Origin of the sequence: Aquimarina mycalae, assembly GCF_029906345.1 — a bacterium.
GTDB lineage: Bacteria > Bacteroidota > Bacteroidia > Flavobacteriales > Flavobacteriaceae > Aquimarina.
Genome location: NZ_JARYGY010000007.1, coordinates 345,506 through 365,630 on the forward strand (window position 1 = coordinate 345,506; position 20,125 = coordinate 365,630).

General features: G+C 33.5%; 15 protein-coding genes. 3 read left to right on the forward strand and 12 right to left on the reverse strand.

The features are described 5' to 3' along the window. Positions 1–105: 105 nt before the first annotated feature. Entirely contained in the window at positions 106–1,776 is a 1,671-nt protein-coding gene (locus QBK95_RS17935) for a tetratricopeptide repeat protein (protein ID WP_280935931.1), read from the reverse strand. A 158-nt stretch (positions 1,777–1,934) separates the two neighbouring features. Here QBK95_RS17935 and QBK95_RS17940 point away from each other — a divergent pair, with 158 nt between their 5' ends. Further along, the gene (locus tag QBK95_RS17940; protein WP_280935932.1) at positions 1,935–8,558 is read left to right on the forward strand and encodes a BspA family leucine-rich repeat surface protein; all 6,624 of its coding nucleotides are present in this window, start codon (positions 1,935–1,937) and stop codon (positions 8,556–8,558) included. Between the two features lie 508 nt (positions 8,559–9,066). Beyond that, on the forward strand, positions 9,067–9,501 hold the full coding sequence (locus QBK95_RS17945) for a hypothetical protein (RefSeq protein WP_280935933.1): 435 nt from the start codon (positions 9,067–9,069) through the stop codon (positions 9,499–9,501). Position 9,502: 1 nt separating this feature from the next. Here QBK95_RS17945 and QBK95_RS17950 read toward each other — a convergent pair whose 3' ends face one another. The 11 genes from QBK95_RS17950 to QBK95_RS18000 all read right to left on the reverse strand — a co-directional run bounded on the left by QBK95_RS17950 (position 9,503) and on the right by QBK95_RS18000 (position 19,547). Further along, complete coding sequence (locus QBK95_RS17950) at positions 9,503–10,594, reverse strand: Gfo/Idh/MocA family protein (RefSeq protein WP_280935934.1); 1,092 nt, start codon at positions 10,592–10,594, stop codon at positions 9,503–9,505. Positions 10,595–10,661: 67 nt separating this feature from the next. Further along, positions 10,662–11,027 carry a cupin domain-containing protein gene (locus QBK95_RS17955; protein WP_280935935.1) on the reverse strand — a complete coding sequence of 122 codons (366 nt, stop codon included), beginning with the start codon at positions 11,025–11,027 and terminating at the stop codon, positions 10,662–10,664. A 13-nt stretch (positions 11,028–11,040) separates the two neighbouring features. Further along, positions 11,041–11,436 carry an acyl-CoA thioesterase gene (locus tag QBK95_RS17960; protein ID WP_280935936.1) on the reverse strand — a complete coding sequence of 132 codons (396 nt, stop codon included), beginning with the start codon at positions 11,434–11,436 and terminating at the stop codon, positions 11,041–11,043. Positions 11,437–11,492: 56 nt separating this feature from the next. Beyond that, a complete protein-coding gene (gene mgtE, locus QBK95_RS17965; protein ID WP_280935937.1) occupies positions 11,493–12,854 on the reverse strand; it encodes a magnesium transporter in 1,362 nt (453 codons plus the stop codon). Positions 12,855–12,944: 90 nt separating this feature from the next. Beyond that, the gene (gene rsmA, locus QBK95_RS17970; RefSeq protein WP_280935938.1) at positions 12,945–13,805 is read right to left on the reverse strand and encodes a 16S rRNA (adenine(1518)-N(6)/adenine(1519)-N(6))-dimethyltransferase RsmA; all 861 of its coding nucleotides are present in this window, start codon (positions 13,803–13,805) and stop codon (positions 12,945–12,947) included. Next, positions 13,795–14,235 carry a hypothetical protein gene (locus QBK95_RS17975; protein WP_280935939.1) on the reverse strand — a complete coding sequence of 147 codons (441 nt, stop codon included), beginning with the start codon at positions 14,233–14,235 and terminating at the stop codon, positions 13,795–13,797. Before QBK95_RS17975 ends, rsmA begins: the two co-directional genes overlap by 11 nt. Positions 14,236–14,241: 6 nt before the next feature. After that, the gene (locus QBK95_RS17980) at positions 14,242–14,550 is read right to left on the reverse strand and encodes a DUF4286 family protein (protein WP_280935940.1); all 309 of its coding nucleotides are present in this window, start codon (positions 14,548–14,550) and stop codon (positions 14,242–14,244) included. 257 nt (positions 14,551–14,807) lie between these two features. After that, entirely contained in the window at positions 14,808–16,595 is a 1,788-nt protein-coding gene (locus QBK95_RS17985; protein ID WP_280935941.1) for a tetratricopeptide repeat protein, read from the reverse strand. Positions 16,596–16,690: 95 nt separating this feature from the next. Further along, a complete protein-coding gene (gene serS / locus QBK95_RS17990; RefSeq protein ID WP_280935942.1) occupies positions 16,691–17,962 on the reverse strand; it encodes a serine--tRNA ligase in 1,272 nt (423 codons plus the stop codon). A gap of 221 nt (positions 17,963–18,183) precedes the next feature. Next, positions 18,184–18,990: a tetratricopeptide repeat protein gene (locus QBK95_RS17995; RefSeq protein WP_280935943.1), complete on the reverse strand. Its 807-nt coding sequence runs from the start codon at positions 18,988–18,990 to the stop codon at positions 18,184–18,186. Continuing rightward, positions 18,987–19,547, reverse strand: a complete 561-nt coding sequence (locus QBK95_RS18000) for an RNA polymerase sigma factor (protein WP_280935944.1) — start codon at positions 19,545–19,547, stop codon at positions 18,987–18,989. Before QBK95_RS18000 ends, QBK95_RS17995 begins: the two co-directional genes overlap by 4 nt. A 95-nt stretch (positions 19,548–19,642) precedes the next feature. Between QBK95_RS18000 and QBK95_RS18005 the strand changes: the two genes are divergently transcribed. Next, the gene (locus tag QBK95_RS18005; protein WP_280935945.1) at positions 19,643–20,125 is read left to right on the forward strand and encodes a hypothetical protein; all 483 of its coding nucleotides are present in this window, start codon (positions 19,643–19,645) and stop codon (positions 20,123–20,125) included.

Below are 20,125 nucleotides of genomic sequence, written 5' to 3' on the forward strand. Positions count from 1 at the left end.
GTAAATACCAATTACAGAGATAAGGGGCTGTGAAAGGATATAAAATTTACAACTATATAAACCATCTAAGCAATTAGGTGGTTTTTTTATACCATTATCTGGATTTTAATGTTGAAAAAGCCTCTGGATAAACAATTCTAGCTCTTCTCCTTTAGGAACATTCAGTTTTTTTCGAATCCGATAACGTGTAGATTTAATAGAAGGCATTGAGGTATTTCTGATATTCATGATTTCCTTAAGACTTAGATTAAGATACATCATATGACACACTTCTCGTTCTGATTTTGTGAGCTGAGGAAATTGTTCAGTGAGCCTTAACAAGAAAGCTTCATCTGTAAGCTCTAATGAATCGGATACACTATCTAGTCGTTGTTCTGTTTGTATTTGATTTTTTAACTGAACCAAAATTGATTGATAATCTTCTATTACACCAATACTTTTTCCTTGCTCTTGTAGTGGTTTAATTTTTTGTAATAATTCTTCTTTAAAATCAGCACGTAATTTATTATCAGCCATCAAACGTTCAATCTTGAAACGTAAAAAATTTACTTTTTCAGTAAGAAGACCAGTTTCTAATTCTTGTTGTTGTATGTTTTGTTGATCAATTTTTCGACGATATCTGAAGATTATATATATACCGATCAATCCAAATAATGTTAATAGAAATAAAATCGCATACAACTGTTTTTGCGAACGTTGGGATTTAGCAATCGTAGTTAGTTGAAATTCTTGAGCTTTATAATTCAAACTATCCCTTAACTTTTCTTTTTCGAATTGATACTCCAGCTCTAGAGATCTTATCTTTTCAGTCTGGGTTTGCGTAAAAGCAGAGTCTTCATATTTTTGATAGGTTTTGTAATATGATAATGCTTGTTCAAAGTTTTGTTCTTTTGTTGCAATTCGATAGCGTTCTTTATATAATAATCCGATTAATTTTTTGTTCCCATACCCATAGGCTATTTTTTGAGATCTATTCAGATATTGTCTTGCTTTAGAATAATCTTTAAGTTTTCGTGCAGTAATGGCAAGATCTTTTAAGGTGTTTGCCTGTCGTTCCAACTCTTCGTGTTGCTCATAAATAGCTAGGTTTTCTTTTTGTATAATATGAGCTTCTTGATACCTTTTTTGTGTATTATACACACGAGCGATGTTTATGTTTGCATCCGCACGTTTCATATGATTTCCAAAATACACTTTCGCACTATCCAATATTATTAACGCAGAGTCTAGTTTTTTAATACGGTACAAAAAATATCCATAACTTTTTAGAGAAATAGCATAATCAATGCTGTCTCCAAGACGCCTGATAGGTAATGCTTTTTTCATATAATAAATAGCCTTGTCCATATTGCGTTGTGAACCAAAAAGTGTAGCTATATTATGAAAAGAACGCCCAATATTAATAGTGTCACCAGCTTGTTCTTTTACACGTAATGCATCTAGATAATATGCAAAAGCTTTGTCATAATTGTTTCTTCTTCGTTCTATAATTCCTAGACAATCATAGGCTAATGCTATCATTGTTAATTTGTCATTATATACGTAGTCTCCTTGAAGTCGTTTCAATGCTTGTTTAAAAAAGTCTTCTGCTTTTTTTGGTTGAGAAGTATCCATTAAGATACCTAATTCCATAGCATGTCGTACCCATGTTGAATCCGAAGATGCATTTTGAAACAAGATATTGATAGAATCGATTTTATGCTGGTTCACTTGTCCAAATCCCATAAAAAAACCTATCGACCACCAACTTAAAAATAAAATTATGATTCTTTTCATGAGGTACAACAATACGATAAAAATGACCTATTTTAAGGACATGCTACCTTTTGCTACCACTAAAATACCTTGTTTTTTTAAATAAATGAAGATTTTTGCAATCGTTTAATTCGTTGCTACTATGCATATAGTACAATCAACATCAAAAGTCCCCTTATATGAAACACCTTTACATTACACTATTATTTATTGTTAGTTCTTTTTATGGCATGTTTGCTCAAGATGCGTTTATTACCACCTGGCAAACTACATCAACTAATGAAAGTATTGCGATACCAACAGCAGGATCTGGATACAACTATTCTGTAGATTGGGGAGATGGAACTATTGAAAGCGGTTTTATCGGAGACACCACACATGAATATGCTGTAGCAGGAACGTATACTGTAAGTATTACAGGGGATTTCCCAAGGATTTATTTTAATAACTCAGGTGATAAAGATAAAATTAGAACCATAGAACAATGGGGTACGATTTCATGGGCTAGTATGGCATCTGCTTTTTACGGATGTTCAGGATTAACCTTAAATGCAGATGACACTCCTGATTTATCTGCCGTAACTGATGTATCTCAAATGTTTAGAGGAGCAAGAAGCTTCGTAGATGCTAAGGATAATATTGGAATCTGGAATGTAAGTACGGTTACCAATATGTCTAATATGTTTAGAGTAGCTTCCGATTTTAATGAAAACATCTCTTCATGGAATGTGGGGAATGTTACCAATTTCTCATTCATGCTCAGTACTACCAATATCTTCAACCAAAACTTAAATACTTGGAATATTGGAGAAAATGTCACAGGTACTATCAATATGAGTGGAATGTTTGATTCTACATTAGCTTTTAACCAACCGTTAAATGACTGGGATGTGAGTAAGGTAACTAACATGTCTGGAATGTTTGGTGTAACTCCACAATTTAATCAACCATTAAATAACTGGGATACGGGTAATGTATCCAATATGGGCGGAATGTTTTTTGGAGCGAACAAATTTGATCAAAACTTAGGTGACTGGAATCTTTCTAGCATTACTAATATGTCAAGTATGTTTCAACAATCAGGATTATCAACAGAAAATTATGATGCCATCTTGATCGGATGGGCAACTCAAGATATAGGAGAAACGATACCTTCTAATATAAGCATCAGTTTTGAAGGAAGCCAATATTGTTTTGGAGCTGACGCTAGAAATACATTAACTGATAGTACTGGATTAAATTGGAATATTGATGATGATGGGGCTGCTTGTAGTGCTACAGATTTTTTTACCACCATCTGGCAAACTGCTATGGATAATGAAAGTATCACAATTCCAACAACAGGAAGCGGATATGATTACGATATAGATTGGGGAGATGGAACCATAGAAACAGGTTTTACAGGGAATGCTACGCATCAATATTCTATAGCAGGAACGTATACGGTAAGTATTACAGGAGATTTCCCGAGAATTTATTTTAACAACTCTAATGATAAAGACAAGATTATTAGTGTTAATCAATGGGGTATTATTGAGTGGACTAGTATGGAATCTGCATTTTATGGGTGTACAAATTTAACTGTTGATGCTAGTGATACTCCCGATTTAACAAACAGTACTACTTTAAGAGCTATGTTTAAGGGTAGTACGAATTTGATAGATGTACAAGGAACCTTCCCATTCTGGAATGTAAGTACCATAGTAGATTTTGGTCAGATGTTTATGAATACTGACAAGTTTAATACTTCTTTAATTTCGTGGAATTTTAGTGTAGCAGAAGATTTTTCAGAAATGTTTAGGGGAGCAAAGGTGTTCAATCAATCACTAGGTATCCCTTTTAAAGCAAAAACCTTCGAAGGTATGTTTAGAGATGCTGTGGCCTTTAACCAACCTTTATTTTGGTATACACCTGATGTGATTTCTTTGAAAGATATGTTCGATGGTGCTACAAGTTTCGATCAGAATTTAGGGTCTTTTACTATAAATTCTGTTACCGATATGACAGGAATGTTTACTAATGCAGGATTATCTACACAGAATTATGATCAAACACTTGCAGGCTGGTTTTTAGAACGAAGTGTGAATGATACGCGTCCAAATGATATCACCTTTGATGGCGGTAACAGTCAATATTGTCTGGCAGGAGATATTATAGAAAAATTAACCGATGATCATGGATGGCAAATAACAGATAGCGGTCCTGGCTGCGATGAAAGTGATGTTTTTGAGATGACCTGGGATCTAACTAGTGAAAATAGATTCACTATGCCAACTTCAGGAAATGGATATGACTATACGCTTAGCTTATCAAATGGGGAGATTTTTTACGTAACCAGTGATATAGTTCAAGTATCATATAGTGAAAATATCGGAATGTTAACGGTTCGTATTTATGGAGATTTTCCAAGATTTGACTTTGATGCTCCATTTGTAGATAAAGAAAAATTAGCTAGTATAGAACAATGGGGAAGCCTACAACTTTTAGAAGCTAATGCAGCTTTTGAAGGTTGTACTAATTTGGTTTTGAATGCAACGGATACTCCAGATTTGAGCCAGATTCAGTTTATGGATCGAATGTTTGAAAATACTTCATCATTTGTAGACAATGGTGGCGAAATGAATAACTGGGATGTCAGCACTGTAACTAGTATGACTGGTCTTTTTGAACGATCGGCTTTCAATGAAAATATCAATGACTGGGATGTAAGTAAGGTGGAGGATTTTTCTAGTATGTTTAAAAATAATACGTCATTTAATCAGCCATTAAATAATTGGAATACTGAGAAAGCCAATGATCTAACTAATATGTTTGATGGAGCAACGGCTTTTAATCAACCTATCGGAATGTGGAATACAGCGTTGGCTCAATATTTTGATTTTATGTTTCTAAATGCATCCACTTTTAATCAGAATCTTGGAAGCTGGGATATTAGTAATACAGATAGAAATTCAATGGACGGTATGCTTACAGGTTCTGCAATGTCTCAAATAAATTATGATGCTACACTAATAGGTTGGGCTACATTAGAAAGTGGAGAAATACAAATACCTACCGATGTCAAGTTGGATGCAGATACTTTTTATTGTTTATCAGAAACCGCTAGAAATACGTTAACGGGTGCTCCCTATAACTGGACCATTAATGACTTAGGAAATTCTTGTCCAGAAGATGCATTTATTACTACATGGCAAACTACTACTACTAATGAAAGTATTACTATACCAACCAATGGTTCTGGATATAATTATATAGTAGATTGGGGAGATGGAACTATAGAAACAGGTTTTACAGGGAATGCTACGCATCTGTACGCAACAGCTGATACTTATACAGTAAAGATTACTGGAGATTTTCCAAGGATTTATTTTAACAATACTGGAGATATAGAAAAGATTCAATCCATTGAGCAATGGGGAACTCAACCGTGGAAAAGTTTTCAAAATGCTTTTTCAGGATGTTCGCAACTTCAAATTACTGCTAACGATGCTCCTGACTTATCAGATGTTACCAATCTTACAAATATGTTTAGATCTTGTACCTCTTTAGATACTCCAGATTTTTCTAATTGGGACACCAGTTCTATTACTGTAATGAAAGAAATGTTCTATCGAGCAAATAACTTTGATGGGAATATTACTAATTGGGATGTTGGTAAGGTAACAAGTTTTGAATTAATGTTTTATGAGGCATTTAAATTCAATCAAAATATTAGTAATTGGAATATAGGAGAGTCTGTGAGTACTAAGGTTATTAATATGAACAGTATGTTCTCTACAGCATCATCTTTTAATCAGCCTATTGGAAGTTGGGATTTAGGTAAAGTTTTAAATATTAGAAGTATGTTTTTTAGAGCAGGTGCATTCAATCAACCTTTAAACTCTTGGAATATTTCAGGAATGGGTACCTTAAAAAGATTGTTTTTCTCTGCATCAAGATTTAATCAACCTCTGGATTCTTGGGATGTATCTACTATTTCTAATATGGATGAAATGTTTTGGGGAGCTTCTTCGTTTAATCAAAATTTAGGTGATTGGAATGTTAGTGAAGTTACAATAATGAATAGATTATTTTTAAGTACAGCTATGTCCACCGCTAATTATGATGCTACACTTATCGGTTGGGCTACTTTAGAATCTGGGGAAACACAAATTCCAGCTAATTTAACGTTAGATTCTAGTAGTTTTTACTGTTTAGCAGAAACTGCCAGAAATACCTTAACCAGTGCTCCCTATAACTGGACCATTAATGACTTAGGGAATTCTTGTCCTGAAGATTTCTTTATTACTACATGGCAAACTACTACTACTAATGAAAGTATTACTATACCAACCAATAGTACTGGATATAATTATATAGTGGATTGGGGAGATGGAACTATAGAAACAGGTTTTACAGGGAATGCTACGCATCAATATGCGACTGGTGGAACTTATACAGTAAAAATTACAGGTGATTTCCCAAGAATTCGTTTCAATACTAGTGTAGTGGGTAATCAAAGTAAAATACAAACTATAGAACAATGGGGAACCCAACAATGGGATACTTTTTCTAGTGGTTTTAATGGATGTGTCAATTTAAAACTGAATGCAGATGACGTACCAGATTTATCACAAGTTACACAACTGTCTAGTATGTTTGAGGGTTGTACCAATTTTGAAGACCTAAAGAATACCATTGGATCTTGGGATGTGTCGACTATTGAACGTATCGATAGTATGTTCACAGCTTGTAGCATTTTTGATGAAGATATTAGTGGATGGGTATTTACCAATCTTATAAGAACGGATTCTGCTTTTGAAGAAGCCTTTTTATTTAATCAGAACATTTCTAATTGGAATATGGCTACCGTTACAGATATGGCGTATATGTTTTACGATGCTGAGGCTTTCAACCAACCTATTGGCAATTGGACATTAGGAACGGTGGAATATATGACAGGAATGTTTTCTGGCGCTCTAGCTTTTAATCAAGATTTAACTAATTGGGATTTTAGTCAGGTTCAGGAAATAGAAGAACTATTTTCAAGAGCATCCTCGTTTGATCAAGATCTATCTAGCTGGGATATTTCAAGTGTAACAAGCATGACAGGGATATTTACCGATGCTGGTTTATCACAAGCAAATTATGATGCTATACTAACTGGATGGGCCAGTTTAGAAACTGGAGAAACACAAATTCCAGTTAATTTAACTTTGGACGCTAGTAGTTTTTATTGTTTAGCAGAAACTGCCAGAAATACCTTAACCAGTGCACCTTTTAATTGGACGATTAACGATTTAGGAAATGCTTGTCCAGAAGATCCGTTTATTACTATCTGGCAAACTACCGCGGAAAATCAATCGATACGAATACCAAAGCATCCTTCTTCTTCTGGGTATAACTATATAGTAGATTGGGGAGATGGAACTAAATCTTTGAATCAAACAGGAACAGTTACTCATGAATACGCTTCTGCAGGAACCTATACCGTAAAAATTTATGGAAACTTCCCTCATCCATATTTTGATAATTTAAGTACAGATGTTAAACTTCGACTGTTAACGATTGAACAATGGGGAACTCAGCAATGGACATCAATGGTAAGTGGTTTCGAAGACTGTCCTAATCTCAAATTAAATGCAGATGATAATCCTGATTTTTCGCAATTGACCAATGTAGAAGATATGTTTAGAAAGTGTACCAATTTTGAGGATCTTAAAGACAAAATAGGTAGTTGGGATATGAGTACTGTTGAAAATATCAGTTTTATGTTTGATGCTTGTACTATTTTTAATGAGGATATAACGCAATGGACATTTACCAATCTAAAAGATGCAGGTTATGTATTTAAAAATACAATGGCATTCAATCAAAATATTTCGAATTGGAATGTAAGTACTGTAGAAACTTTTGAATCGATGTTTGAAGGTACTGCAGCATTCAATCAACCTATCGGTACCTGGACCATTGGAACTGTTGATTATATGATTAGTATGTTTAAAAATGCTACTGCTTTCAATCAAGACCTAAGCGGTTGGAATATGAGTAATGTTGAAGACTTAGAAGATATGTTTGAAGGCGCATCAAATTTTGATCAAAATCTTGGAGGATGGGATATTAGTAATGTTATATATATGGATGAAATGTTTATAGGTACAGGAATATCTCAAGCAAATTATGATGCTACTTTAATTGGTTGGGCAACCTTAGAAACTGGAGAAACACAAATTCCTGCAGATTTAGATTTAAGAGCAGACGCTACCTATTGTTTGGCTGAGACTGCCAGAAATACTTTAACAAGTGCACCGTATAACTGGATGATTACTGATGGTGGATTGGATTGTGATACTACTGCTCCAATAATTACATTGCTTGGTGATAATCCTCAAGAGATTGAATTAGGTGCTGGATATGTAGAGCTAGGTGCTGTTACTGACGATGGATCACAGCTTATCATAGATGACTCTGAATTTGTAGATGCGATAGGCACATACACAATTTATTACAATGCAACAGATACATCTGGTAATATGGCTACAGAAGTGACCAGAACGGTTAATGTGGTACCAGTATTAAGTATAGAAGACTTAGAATTAGATCAGGTGGTTATCACGCCTAATCCTGCAAATAGTTATTTTCAGATTTCTGGTCTTTCGGATGCAGCGGATATAAATATATATACTGTCAATGGAGTCATGTTAAAACAGATTTCAGTTACAAAAATACATCGTATCAATATTCAAGAACTGCCAGTAGGAGTATACTTTGTGAATGTTACTTCTGGAACAGCTGATAAAACTTTTAAACTGATAAAAGATTAACATAGAACTATAATTTACTTTTTTGCAAAAAAGGTGTTATGGAGTTAAGGGGTCGTAATGCCATTAACCTTGCAAAGCAAACCATTCACCATAGGTGAGTGGTTTTGTTATAGTAAAACTGTAGTTATAGGTAGTTGGTAACAACTAAATTAAAATAGAATAAATCGTATTATCGATAGTTAAAAGCCTAAAAAAAAAATGAGTATACATTAGTAAATAGCCCAACAATATTTTAAAAGTTGTAAACATTGATTACAGATATAAGGGCTGTAATTGGATGAGGTATACAACTATCTAAACCATCCAAGCAATTGGATGGTTTTTTATAAATATCTACGCATTTATTATTGTGAATTAATCAATAAAATATCAAAAGTTGTAAAAAACACCCCAATAGTTATGTTAAAAAAGTAATTTTATTTTGTAACTTGACTGAAATTTATGAGAATTTGTTGTATAATAGATTTCTTGTTATATTTTTAGAGTAAAACCCAAAATCAATCAAACTATGAGATCAATACTACTATTATTTTTTATTGCTATGTTTCTTGTCTCCTGTAAATCACAACAAAAAGGAGATCCTATAGATGTAAATGAAGACATCGGAACTATCGCTGAAGATGAATTACTTACAGGTAAAGTTCTAGGTAACAGGAAAAAGAAGATGGAATATGTTGCGGTAAAACTGGTTATTGACGAGAATACTTGTATGAAAGCATATACAGACAAGGATGGATTATTTGATTTTTTAATTAATCCTGGCAAAATGAAAGAAGATAGTTATTTTGAATTTGTATATAAAGGATATGTTAAAAAACAAGTTCCTTATACAGAAATAGCAAAAAGCGGTACAGTCACTATTAGTACAAAAGGAGAAGTCGTTACAAGAACTGATTATAGGATTTATTATGAAGCGATACGTTCTTGTAAAGATGAGCTATAGGTTATATTAAACTAACAGCATTATTAGTTTTGGCTGATTTATAGATTGCTTCTACAATCTTGATATCTTTCATTCCTTCTTCACCAGGCACTAAGACAGTAGTATTATTTATTATTGATAATGCATCATTATCCATCTGTGCAGCCTGTTGATTAGGTATGTATTGATTTAGGAGCGTACTACGGTCACTGGTTGTACCGTGAATACCTCCATAAGATTGAAATGGTTGCAGTTTATACCAACCTTTTTCACAAGTTATATGTAATTGATTCAGTCCTTCTCCAAAACTGGTTTTACAATTTGCAATTGCTCCAGATGGAAATTCTAATGAAAAAGTAGTGGTTTCATCAACTTCTGTATAAACCTTAGGTCTTGTTGTTGTATGATTCGCCTTTAGAACCGTTATCGGTTCTTCGTTGGTCGCATATCGAGTAGCATTTAATGGATATACGCCCATATCGTACATGGCTCCTCCACCCATTGTTTTTTTCTGTTTCCAATGATTGGAACGGGAATCATAATATCCAGCTTCAGCTTTAATGGTTTTTATATTTCCGTAAGGTTTTGAAATCCCCCATTGAATAATTTGTTGTGTATTGGGTTCGTGTTGCATCCGATAGCCTATAGAAAGTTTAACATTATTGTCTTTGCAAGCTTTGATTATGGATTGACATTCTTTTGTCGTTCTGGCCATAGGTTTTTCGCACCAAACATGTTTACCAGTATTGGCAGCTTTGATCGCGTATTCTGCATGCATTCCAGTTGGGAGTACAATATAAATCACATCGATATCTGGGTTATCCGCAATTCGATGCATATTTTGATAATTGTAGACATTTTTATCTACTATTCTATATCTTTTTTGCCAAATCGGAATTTTGTTAGGACTGCCAGTAACAATGCCTGATAATTTGCAATGCTTAGTTAGTTGTAGTGCAGGAGCTAGAAGATCTGTGCTGTAATATCCAAGACCTACAAGACAAACACCCAGTTGTTTTTTTGAAGAGCTTGCAAAAAGGCTTTGGTAAGGTAATAAGCTGGTGCTTACTAAAAGACTACTGTTTTTTATAAAGGTTCTACGATCTAATGCCATGGTTACAACTTATATGATTAATTACTAAGTTCTATACCCAACACTCATCTGAGGTTTTATTTTACGATCAAATATCTATATATTGAGAAACGGTTCTTTCACTTTCTGTTGTTCCTGTATGCTTAGTCTCCGCTTTTTCGAATAACAATACATGAACCTCTTCTCCATCTTCAGTAGATGGACAGTGTTCTATTCCTTTTGGAACGACAATAAGTTCTCCAGCTTCAACCTTCACTGTTTTGTCTCTGAATTTCATATATAAAGTGCCTTTTACTACCTGAAAAAGCTCATCCTCATTATCATGTTTATGCCAAATAAAATCACCACTTAATTTTGCCAAATATACCTGGTTGTCATCTACCATGGCAATACGATGAGGGTGCCATTGTTTATCAAATTTTGATAATTTTTCTCTAATATTAATCGCTTCCATAAGTATCTTCTGATTATGAAAACAAGGTACTTATTTCTTTATTGATTCGTATCGGTCTTAACGTTTCTTTATGGAGCAAACACCATTGAGTCTTAGCAGTAACTACGGTTTTTTGAGAGGATGAATGTATGATTTTGGTGTGACGTTCACTTTTAGCTCCATGATGATGATCTATCCAGGTTTGAATAACGAGTTCATCTTTTTCGAAAGCTGGATTTTGGTATTCGATATAATGGTTTAATACTACCCAGACATAAATGTTTCTTAATTCAGGATTCGTTTTATACTCCCAGTGTTTTTTAGCAATATCTTGCACCCATTGTAAGTACATTACATTGTTTACGTGGTTCATATCGTCTATTGCAGATTTCGGAACGATAATACGTGATTCGAATATTTCAGTGTTCATGTGTAGTGATCCTAACTATATTGGGATAAGATACTCAAAATGCAATTATAAAAATATTAAAAGTGGAGTATTAATTTTGCAATGTAAAAGAATAAGAAAATCCCAAAGATATCATTACTTGTTGTTATAAACGGTCCAGTTGCAATTGCAGGATCAATTCCTCTTTTGTCAAGGATAATAGGAACAAACGTACCTATTAAGGCTGCTACAATGATCACACTCATAAGTGCAGCTGCAATGGTAAGACTAAATGAAATCTCATAGTTCATAATAAAACCGAATACAATGATCAAAAGGGCCAATGCAATCCCATTTATTAAACTTAGACCTATTTCTTTAAGTAATCGATTCCAAAGGCTACCTTTTACATTATCATTAGCTAAACCCTGTACGATAATCGCCGAGGATTGTACCCCTACATTACCCGCCATTGCAGCTATAAGTGGCGTGTAAAAAAATAGACTTTTGTATTTTGGGTTTGTCATTAATTCTTCAAAACCTTCCATAATAAATACACTACCTAATCCCCCAAATAATCCTAAAATTAACCAAGGTAAACGTGCTCTGGTAAGTTCCCACACATTATCATCTGCTTCTACATCCTGAGAAATACCAGCTGCCATTTGATAATCTTTCTCGGCTTCATCTTTAATAAAATCGACCATATCGTCAATGGTAATACGCCCAACAAGTGTGGTCTCATGGTCTACAACTGGAATAGCTTCCAGATCATATTTTTGCATAATTCTAGCAACTTCTTCTCCATCAGTATCAACATTTACGTAATCTACTTTCGGGATATATACCTCACTAATATGCGCTTTTGCAGAAGCAGTTAGTAAATCTTTTAAGGATAAACGACCTTTTAGTCTTTCATCTTTATCAACGACATAAATAGAATGTACTCTGGTTACTTTTTCGGCTTGACGGCGCATTTCACGAACACAGCCAGCAACAGTCCAGGTCTCTTTAACCTTTACCAGTTCTTTTGCCATTAAACCTCCTGCAGTATCTTCTTCATAAGTAAGCAGTTCTTTGATATCTTCTGCTAACTTTTCATCTTCGATTTCAATTTCTGCAATTACCTCTTCTGCACGATCTTCGGGAAGTTCTGCAATTACATCGGCAGCATCATCGGTATCCATTTCTTCTAACTCTTCCGCAATTTCTTTTACAGAAAGGTTGTCTAAAATACGTTCTCGAAAATCTTCTTCCAGCTCCATAAGAGCTTCCGAACTCTTTTCACTATCTAATAACTTAATTAGATACGTTGCCTGATATAAATTAAGTTCTTCAATTATTTCTGCGATATCCGCAAAATGGATTTCACTAAGCATATCTTGCAAGCGAGTATCACCTTCATCTTTGATAAGGTGTTTCACTTGGTTAATAAGCTCATTGGAAATCTCGAATGACATAGAATACTGATTTATGGATTTCTTTACAAACGCTCACAAAGATAACCAAAGAATTCAATTGCATTTAAGATTGGTCAAATGAAATTCGTATTAGGATTTTTGGATAAGTAAAGTAAGTTCTACAAACTGATCTACACTTAATTGCTCTGGTCGTTTAGCACATATTTCCATTTCCCTAATTTGATCACTTAACTGAAATGTTTTTAAACTATTTCTTAAAGTTTTTCTGCGCTGTCCAAAAGCAGTTTTAACTACCTTGTAAAATAATTTTTCATCGCATGCAAGTGTCTGTATAGGTTTTCTGATCAATCGCAATACACCACTATCTACCTTAGGAGGAGGATTGAAAACAGAAGGAGGAACGGTGAATAAATATTCAGCTTCATAAAATGCTTGTGTTAATACAGATAAGATACCATATGTTTTGCTTCCTGGTTTTTCACAAATACGTTGTGCAACTTCTTTTTGGAACATTCCTGTAAATTCTGGAATTAGAAAACGATTCTCTAAGGTTTTAAACACAATTTGAGATGAAATGTTATAAGGAAAGTTACCAGTAATGGCAAAAGCTTCTTCTCCAAATAACGATTTGATATCGTATTTTAGAAAATCAGCTTCGATCACCTGAAACTCACCTTTTCCATTTCTGATTTCAGGATGTTCTAGCGGAAAATTAGTGTTCAAATATTCAATGGATTCTGTATCTAAATCCATTGCAATCAAATTTACATCTTTCTGTAAGATATATTTGGTAAGAACTCCCATACCAGGACCGATTTCGATTACATTGGTGTAATTATTTAATGTAAGTGTATCCCCAATTTTTCTTGCAATGTCTTCATCTTTTAGAAAATGTTGCCCTAAATGTTTTTTAGCTCTTACAGCTGTTTTTTCTTGTCTACCATGATTGGTAGACGAATGATTTTTATTTTTTTTGAATTTAGATGACATCCTGATCTTGTTTTGTATCTGAGTTGATCCTTTCTAAAATAACTTGTTCAATAGTTACACGGTCTTTTTTTCTAAACCAAGAGATTTCCAGATCAATCCTACGTCCATCTTTAGTTAGTATATATGGTTCAGAACCACCTTTAGACGGATAGAAGTTTTCAATACGATGATAACTAATTTCTTCTTGACCTATAATCATAGTATCCTGCCCTAAACGAATAGAAGGGTTATTGGATCTAATGATCATAAATGATACACCGATACACACAAGGATAAGGATTGCAAATAGTAATTTTTCGAAAAGTGAACTTTGTACAAAATAGGCAATTATATCAAAAAACAAACTGATAATAAATACGGAAAATAACGCCAATATAATTAATCCAAAAATCTTGATAAAATAAAGTAAGGTTGGGCGATATTGTTTCATCTTGTTTTATTGTTCACTAACAATTTCTAATTCTGTTCTAAAAGCAACAAATTTACCCGCAAACTTGTTGGATTTAGAGCGAAGACGCTCTGCATCTTCTTCGTAATAGCGCTGCAGAGTTTCATTACTATCCGTAGTGTATTGTACCGAATAAGTGAAACCACCCATCTCTTCTTCAACTAATACTTTGCTCATTAATGCTTTGCTGAATTTTCCAGTGTCTAGCATTTCTGGAATATGTTCATTTTTCATCCAATTCAACCATTCATCATGAACTGTCTCCTCGATATTAATGGTTACATTGTATATATACATCTTTGTAAATCGTTCTTAGTAATTGGTAAGTAATATAGTTTACTTCTAATCGGACAAAGTTACAAAGAAGCTAAGACCTGTATTGAGTTTTGGATTGGTTTTTATTGAGAGTTTCTATCTTACTTTTATTGGATACGGTTAATTGCAGTAATTATATCTACCATAGATATGTGAATGCTCTTCCTATAAGGTGCAAAAATCAATCGGATACAATATTATTAACAGCGCATTATGTTTTGAAGAATAGTGCTCATTTTTTAATTGATAGCGTCTCCTCTCAATGTTCGATATTTCTTTCTGGCGTCTACGAAAAAAATACTATCAGCATGATTAAATATTAGTTTTTCATAGAGTTCTTTAGCTTTTTCGGGTTCGCCTAATATATTTACATATAATTCGGCAAGCCAGTAATAGGCATCATCTACAAGAATGTCATCATCATAGAATTCAATGATTTTAAGGTAATTAACCTTTGCTTTTTCGAATTCTTTTTCTTCTTCAAATAATTTTGCCTGTCTTAAAAATGCTTCATCCTCAATTTTTTCACCCTTATGATTAACTAAAATTTCTTCGTATTTAGCAATTGCTTCTTGATTTTTATGCTGAAAAGCTAACAAATCTGCTCTGGCAAAAATCTTTAATGCAGTTTGAGTCGAATCTTCTAATGAGTTATCACTAATGATAAGACTAAGTTCCATGGCATCGTTAGCGATCAATTGGGAGGTCGAAGATTTTAGTACATCTAATTGGGTTTGAGCCCAAGCAAAATCTCCTTTATAATAGCTCGTTTTGGCAACTTTAAATCGAGCATCTTGCGCCAAAAAATTATTTTTTAGTACGTTCTGTACCTGTGTGTAATAAATGAGTGCTTGATTAAATTTTTGATCTAAAACAAGAATGTCGGCAATTTTCATTTTCGCACGTGATGACTGAAAACGAGATAATTTTTCTTCGTCTAACAGGCGCTTTAGAAAATCAATAGCTTCCTGTTTTCGATCTTGATTAAAAGCCAGAAAATGCGCATAATTAATTTGCAATCCAATAGTTGCGCTGGACTTTCCATACGTGTCGAATACAACATTATATTGCTCATTAATTGCTTTGTATTCCTTTTTGTCCGCAAGATCAGTCTTCGCTTTCAGGATAATTTTATGAGCAGTTAACTTCATATCATTTCCTGCTGGAGCTTTAAGAATGTAATCCAGAATCTGAGTAGCAGATTTTATGTCCTTTGCACCAATAGCAATTCGGGCAAGACCAATAATACCTTGTAGACCTTGATCTTTTCGTTTGTAGATTGCTTTTTCTTGCACAAAAGCCTTTTTAAACTCCTTTTGTTGCACAAAGAGCCAACTTAGCATTTCGTTATAGATAATATCGGGATGCTGTTGTAGTCTCTTGATTAATAACCGTCTAAAAATAACATTGGCCTCATTTAGTGGATCATCTGTGATATATTGGCTAAAGTTACGTTGAACAATGTTCTTATGATTTGGTTGTAGCTGCACCAGAGAAAGGTAACTACTAAACATCTTCTCTAATTTACCTTGCTCTCCATATATTTTGGCAAGCTGTACATTAAAATTAGCACCAGGATTAGAAGCCATTCCTTTTTCAAATATTAAAGCGGCTTCATCTAGGAGATTGTATTTTTCAAAAGTTTTAGCAAGAGCATATGCTTCATTTGCGTTGTTGTTATTAAAGCTATTAATCGCTTTATCATAATATATTCTTGCTTTTTGTGTGTTTTCTTGAAATTCGTAATGATGTCCTAATTCTACCAATAATTGAGCATTATTAGGAGTTCTTTCAATTCGCTTTTGTAAAATTTCTTCTGCCTTATCAAACTGTTCTAATTGCTGATGAGATTCAACCAGTCCTAAAAGATAATTGATGCGATTAGGGTTTCTGTTATATAGCTTTTGATACACAGAAAGTGCTTTTTCATATTCACCTTGTTGCATATAATTTTTTGCCAGTTGTTCGGATTGACCAAACATAGGCATAGCAAAAAGAAAAGCTATGTACAAAAAAATAAAGCGCATGCTGCAAGTTTTTTTGTAAATATAGCAAAATGCACTTTGATATTGTGTTATCAAGACTGTTAAACTACTTGCAATCTCGTTTCTCTTAAGTAGGACTAGTCAATGTATTCGAATCCACAGTACGGCACTAAAACATCAGGAACTTTGATCCCCTTAGAAGTTTGATAGTTTTCTAGGATACCCGCTAATACTCTTGGCAATGCAAGCGAGCTTCCATTAAGGGTATGCGCCAATTGATTTTTACCGTTACTATCTTTGTATCTTAATTTTAGACGATTTGCCTGATAAGATTCAAAATTAGATACAGAACTTATCTCTAGCCAGCGATCTTGTGCAGTAGAGAATACTTCAAAATCATAGGTTAGTGCAGCTGTAAATCCAATATCGCCACCACAAAGTCGTAAGATTCGATATGGTAATTTTAAGTCATTTAGAATCTCTTTTACATGAGTTACCATACCATCCAAAGCTTCGTATGAATTTTCGGGTTTTTCGATGCGTACAATTTCTACTTTGTCGAATTGGTGTAAACGATTTAATCCACGTACATGAGCACCATACGATCCTGCTTCTCTTCTAAAACATGGTGTGTATCCAGTACAACAAATAGGTAAATCGCTTTCGTTTATCAATTCATCTCTAAACATGTTTGTAACAGGAACTTCAGCTGTTGGAATAAGGTACAAATCATCAGCAGTAACGTGATACATTTGCCCTTCTTTATCTGGTAATTGTCCGGTACCATAACCAGAAGCTTCATTTACCAAATGCGGAACCTGATACTCTTTATAGCCAGCATCTGTATTTTTATCTAAAAAATAGCTAATTAATGCACGTTGCAATCTTGCACCTTTTCCTTTGTACACAGGAAATCCAGCACCCGTAATTTTTACACCAAGTTCAAAATCAATGATGTCATATTTTTTAGCCAATTCCCAATGCGGTAAAGCTCCTTCTTCTAGCACAGGAATATCTCCCTCACGAAATATCTCTTCATTATCCTCATCGCTTTGTCCATCTGGAACAGAAGTATGAGGAACATTAGGAATGGTATATAAAAGATTAATAAGTTCCTCTTGAATTTCTGTCAATCGACTTGACAGATCTTTAGAACTTTCTTTCAGTTGACTTGTTTTTTCTTTTAAAATAGTAGCTTTTTGAGTTTCCCCATTTTTAAACAGCATCCCAATTTCTTTGGATAACTTATTAGAATCTGCAAGCGTATTATCTAGTTTTGCCTGAGTAGCACGTCTTTCTTCATCCAGTTTGATTACTTTTTCCAGTACTGGAGCTGCATCAAAATTACGTTTGGCTAATGCTTTAATATACGCTTCTTTGTTTGCTATAATTTGTTGTACAAGTAACATGATCTTTGTTTTGGGCGATTCCACTCGTTTCCTCGTGGTCAGGCTATTCGCTATATCCCAGAAAACAAGTTCTGGGGATGCCGCTGCTATCCTTATCGCAATGAAGGAGCAAATTTAAAGAAAAGAGTTGTTTTAGAACCTTGATCTATTGTAGAAATTTTCAAAATACTTTTTTTTACTACACTTGAGTAATGTAGTAGTTTGCGATTTATAAATATGCTCTATTTTTCATAATCGGCAAGGTCTTTTAGTAATTCCTTAGCTTCATTACTCTTAAAATAAGAGTTCTCAATTATAACATATAGTATTTGCTTACATTTATTTAAATCTTTTGTTTTTAAATATAACAGTGATTTGTACCAGTATCCTTTTTCAGAGTCAATTAGATCACTATTAATTAAACTATTTAAACTTACTTCTGCTAATGAATATTCGCCTATTTCCCAATGAGATATTGCCTTGTATACATATAAAGTACTATTGTCCTTATCTTTCTTTAGTAATTTATCAATATATAGTAGTGCTTCTGGATAGTTTTTATTTTTAAAATTGTTTTCTGCAAAAGCTAAATCGGGATCTACTTCATTAGGGTTTCTGCTAACTAAGGAAGGTAATTCGTAGGTACTATAATTTACATAGATTTCATCAATAGTATGTTGATTTTTTTGAGGGTAAAAATTAATTAGTATAACGAATAAAGCTGCTACCGCTGCAGAAAAGTATGCTAATCTTCTTATTGTATTCTTATTCTTACGCTTATGGTCAATCTTAGCTTTGTGAATTACTTGTTTTATTCTGTCTTCATTATTACGATATAATGTGGCGTATTCTCTTACTTCTGTTAAATCTATTTTTGAAGCATAACTCCATTCTTCTTCATTTAAAGTTTCTAAAAGTTGCTTCTCTAAAAGAAATTTTTCTCTAAGATTTTGATCATTAGCAATTTTATCTAAAAAATCATTTCGTTTCTTTTCCGAAAGTTGATTTCTTAAAAATTGTTCGATTAATATGTCTTCTTCTATACTCATAATTCTTTTAATGAATTATATCTACTATCTTTTTTAATTAATTCTACAAGGCGCTTTTTGCATTTAAATACCCGTTGTCGAACAACCAATTCAGATGAATATTCTGTGTTGGCAATAATCTCTTCGTAAGGTGTTTTTGCAAAAAAAAGTGTTAAAATCTCTTTACAATTACCCGTAATCTCTGCGAATTTTTCAATAAATAGTTCATGTCTCTTTTGCTCTATAAGAGCATATGAACTATCTATGTATTCATCATGTACTTCAACTTTTTCTAGATTTGTTACCCTTTTTTTATGAAGATTTAATTCTCTCCGCCATAAATTTTTGCAAATTGCCATTAAATAGGCGTCAAAACTACCAGAAATACTAAACTTTTCTTTTTTATATCGAATTATTATCTGAATCAGAGATTTTTGAAATATATCTTCTGCATCCTCAATATTTCCACTATTTCGAAGGATAAATTTTTTAATCGAAGGGAAGTTTTTGGCGTATATCTGAGTAATTATTTTTGAATCTTCTTTTACAAGTTCGCGTAGAAAAAAATTACCATCCATATTGAAATGTTAAAAGGCAAAAATAAAATTTTATACTTTTGCACGGGTAACTTTTTAAGTTTTTGTGAAGAATAGGGAAACAAAAAACATAAAAAATGAGGAAAAAATTTATTTTAGGAGTAGTAACATGTATGGTTTTCTTTGCTTGTCAACAAAACGATGAGCTTACAGAAATAGAAACTACTGAAGCAGAGAACACAAAAAATTTTGGTAGAAATGCTGGAATTCCAGATTTAACTTTTGTAGATGGTACTCCTGTCGATTATACTATTGAAGATATTGAAGTTTTGGTAATTTACGAACCTGGAACTACAGAAGCTGAAAAGGCACAGGTGCGAGCTAATAATGCCACAGAATATGGCCCAGTTCAGGTAACACCATGTCCATCAAATCCTAATGAAGAAACTTGGAGCTATAGAGATCTGGTGATTCATAATTGGGAGGATGCTCCATATCAGATATTAAATTACAAGGTAACTGATCCTATCTTAGATCCCGATATAGTTGAAAAAGCGGCGCTTCGTCGAATTGACTACAAAACATATGTTATTAGTGATCCAAGTTTTGTTTGTGATTAA

What these genes read in the sequence shown, in the direction of transcription:
- QBK95_RS17935 (WP_280935931.1), bottom strand. Translation starts at nt 1,776, where the DNA reads ATGAAAAGAATCATAATTTTATTTTTAAGTTGGTGGTCGATAGGTTTT.
- QBK95_RS17940 (WP_280935932.1), top strand. Translation starts at nt 1,935, where the DNA reads ATGAAACACCTTTACATTACACTATTATTTATTGTTAGTTCTTTTTAT.
- QBK95_RS17945 (WP_280935933.1), top strand. Translation starts at nt 9,067, where the DNA reads ATGAGATCAATACTACTATTATTTTTTATTGCTATGTTTCTTGTCTCC.
- QBK95_RS17950 (WP_280935934.1), bottom strand. Translation starts at nt 10,594, where the DNA reads ATGGCATTAGATCGTAGAACCTTTATAAAAAACAGTAGTCTTTTAGTA.
- QBK95_RS17955 (WP_280935935.1), bottom strand. Translation starts at nt 11,027, where the DNA reads ATGGAAGCGATTAATATTAGAGAAAAATTATCAAAATTTGATAAACAA.
- QBK95_RS17960 (WP_280935936.1), bottom strand. Translation starts at nt 11,436, where the DNA reads ATGAACACTGAAATATTCGAATCACGTATTATCGTTCCGAAATCTGCA.
- mgtE (WP_280935937.1), bottom strand. Translation starts at nt 12,854, where the DNA reads ATGTCATTCGAGATTTCCAATGAGCTTATTAACCAAGTGAAACACCTT.
- rsmA (WP_280935938.1), bottom strand. Translation starts at nt 13,805, where the DNA reads ATGTCATCTAAATTCAAAAAAAATAAAAATCATTCGTCTACCAATCAT.
- QBK95_RS17975 (WP_280935939.1), bottom strand. Translation starts at nt 14,235, where the DNA reads ATGAAACAATATCGCCCAACCTTACTTTATTTTATCAAGATTTTTGGA.
- QBK95_RS17980 (WP_280935940.1), bottom strand. Translation starts at nt 14,550, where the DNA reads ATGTATATATACAATGTAACCATTAATATCGAGGAGACAGTTCATGAT.
- QBK95_RS17985 (WP_280935941.1), bottom strand. Translation starts at nt 16,595, where the DNA reads ATGCGCTTTATTTTTTTGTACATAGCTTTTCTTTTTGCTATGCCTATG.
- serS (WP_280935942.1), bottom strand. Translation starts at nt 17,962, where the DNA reads ATGTTACTTGTACAACAAATTATAGCAAACAAAGAAGCGTATATTAAA.
- QBK95_RS17995 (WP_280935943.1), bottom strand. Translation starts at nt 18,990, where the DNA reads ATGAGTATAGAAGAAGACATATTAATCGAACAATTTTTAAGAAATCAA.
- QBK95_RS18000 (WP_280935944.1), bottom strand. Translation starts at nt 19,547, where the DNA reads ATGGATGGTAATTTTTTTCTACGCGAACTTGTAAAAGAAGATTCAAAA.
- QBK95_RS18005 (WP_280935945.1), top strand. Translation starts at nt 19,643, where the DNA reads ATGAGGAAAAAATTTATTTTAGGAGTAGTAACATGTATGGTTTTCTTT.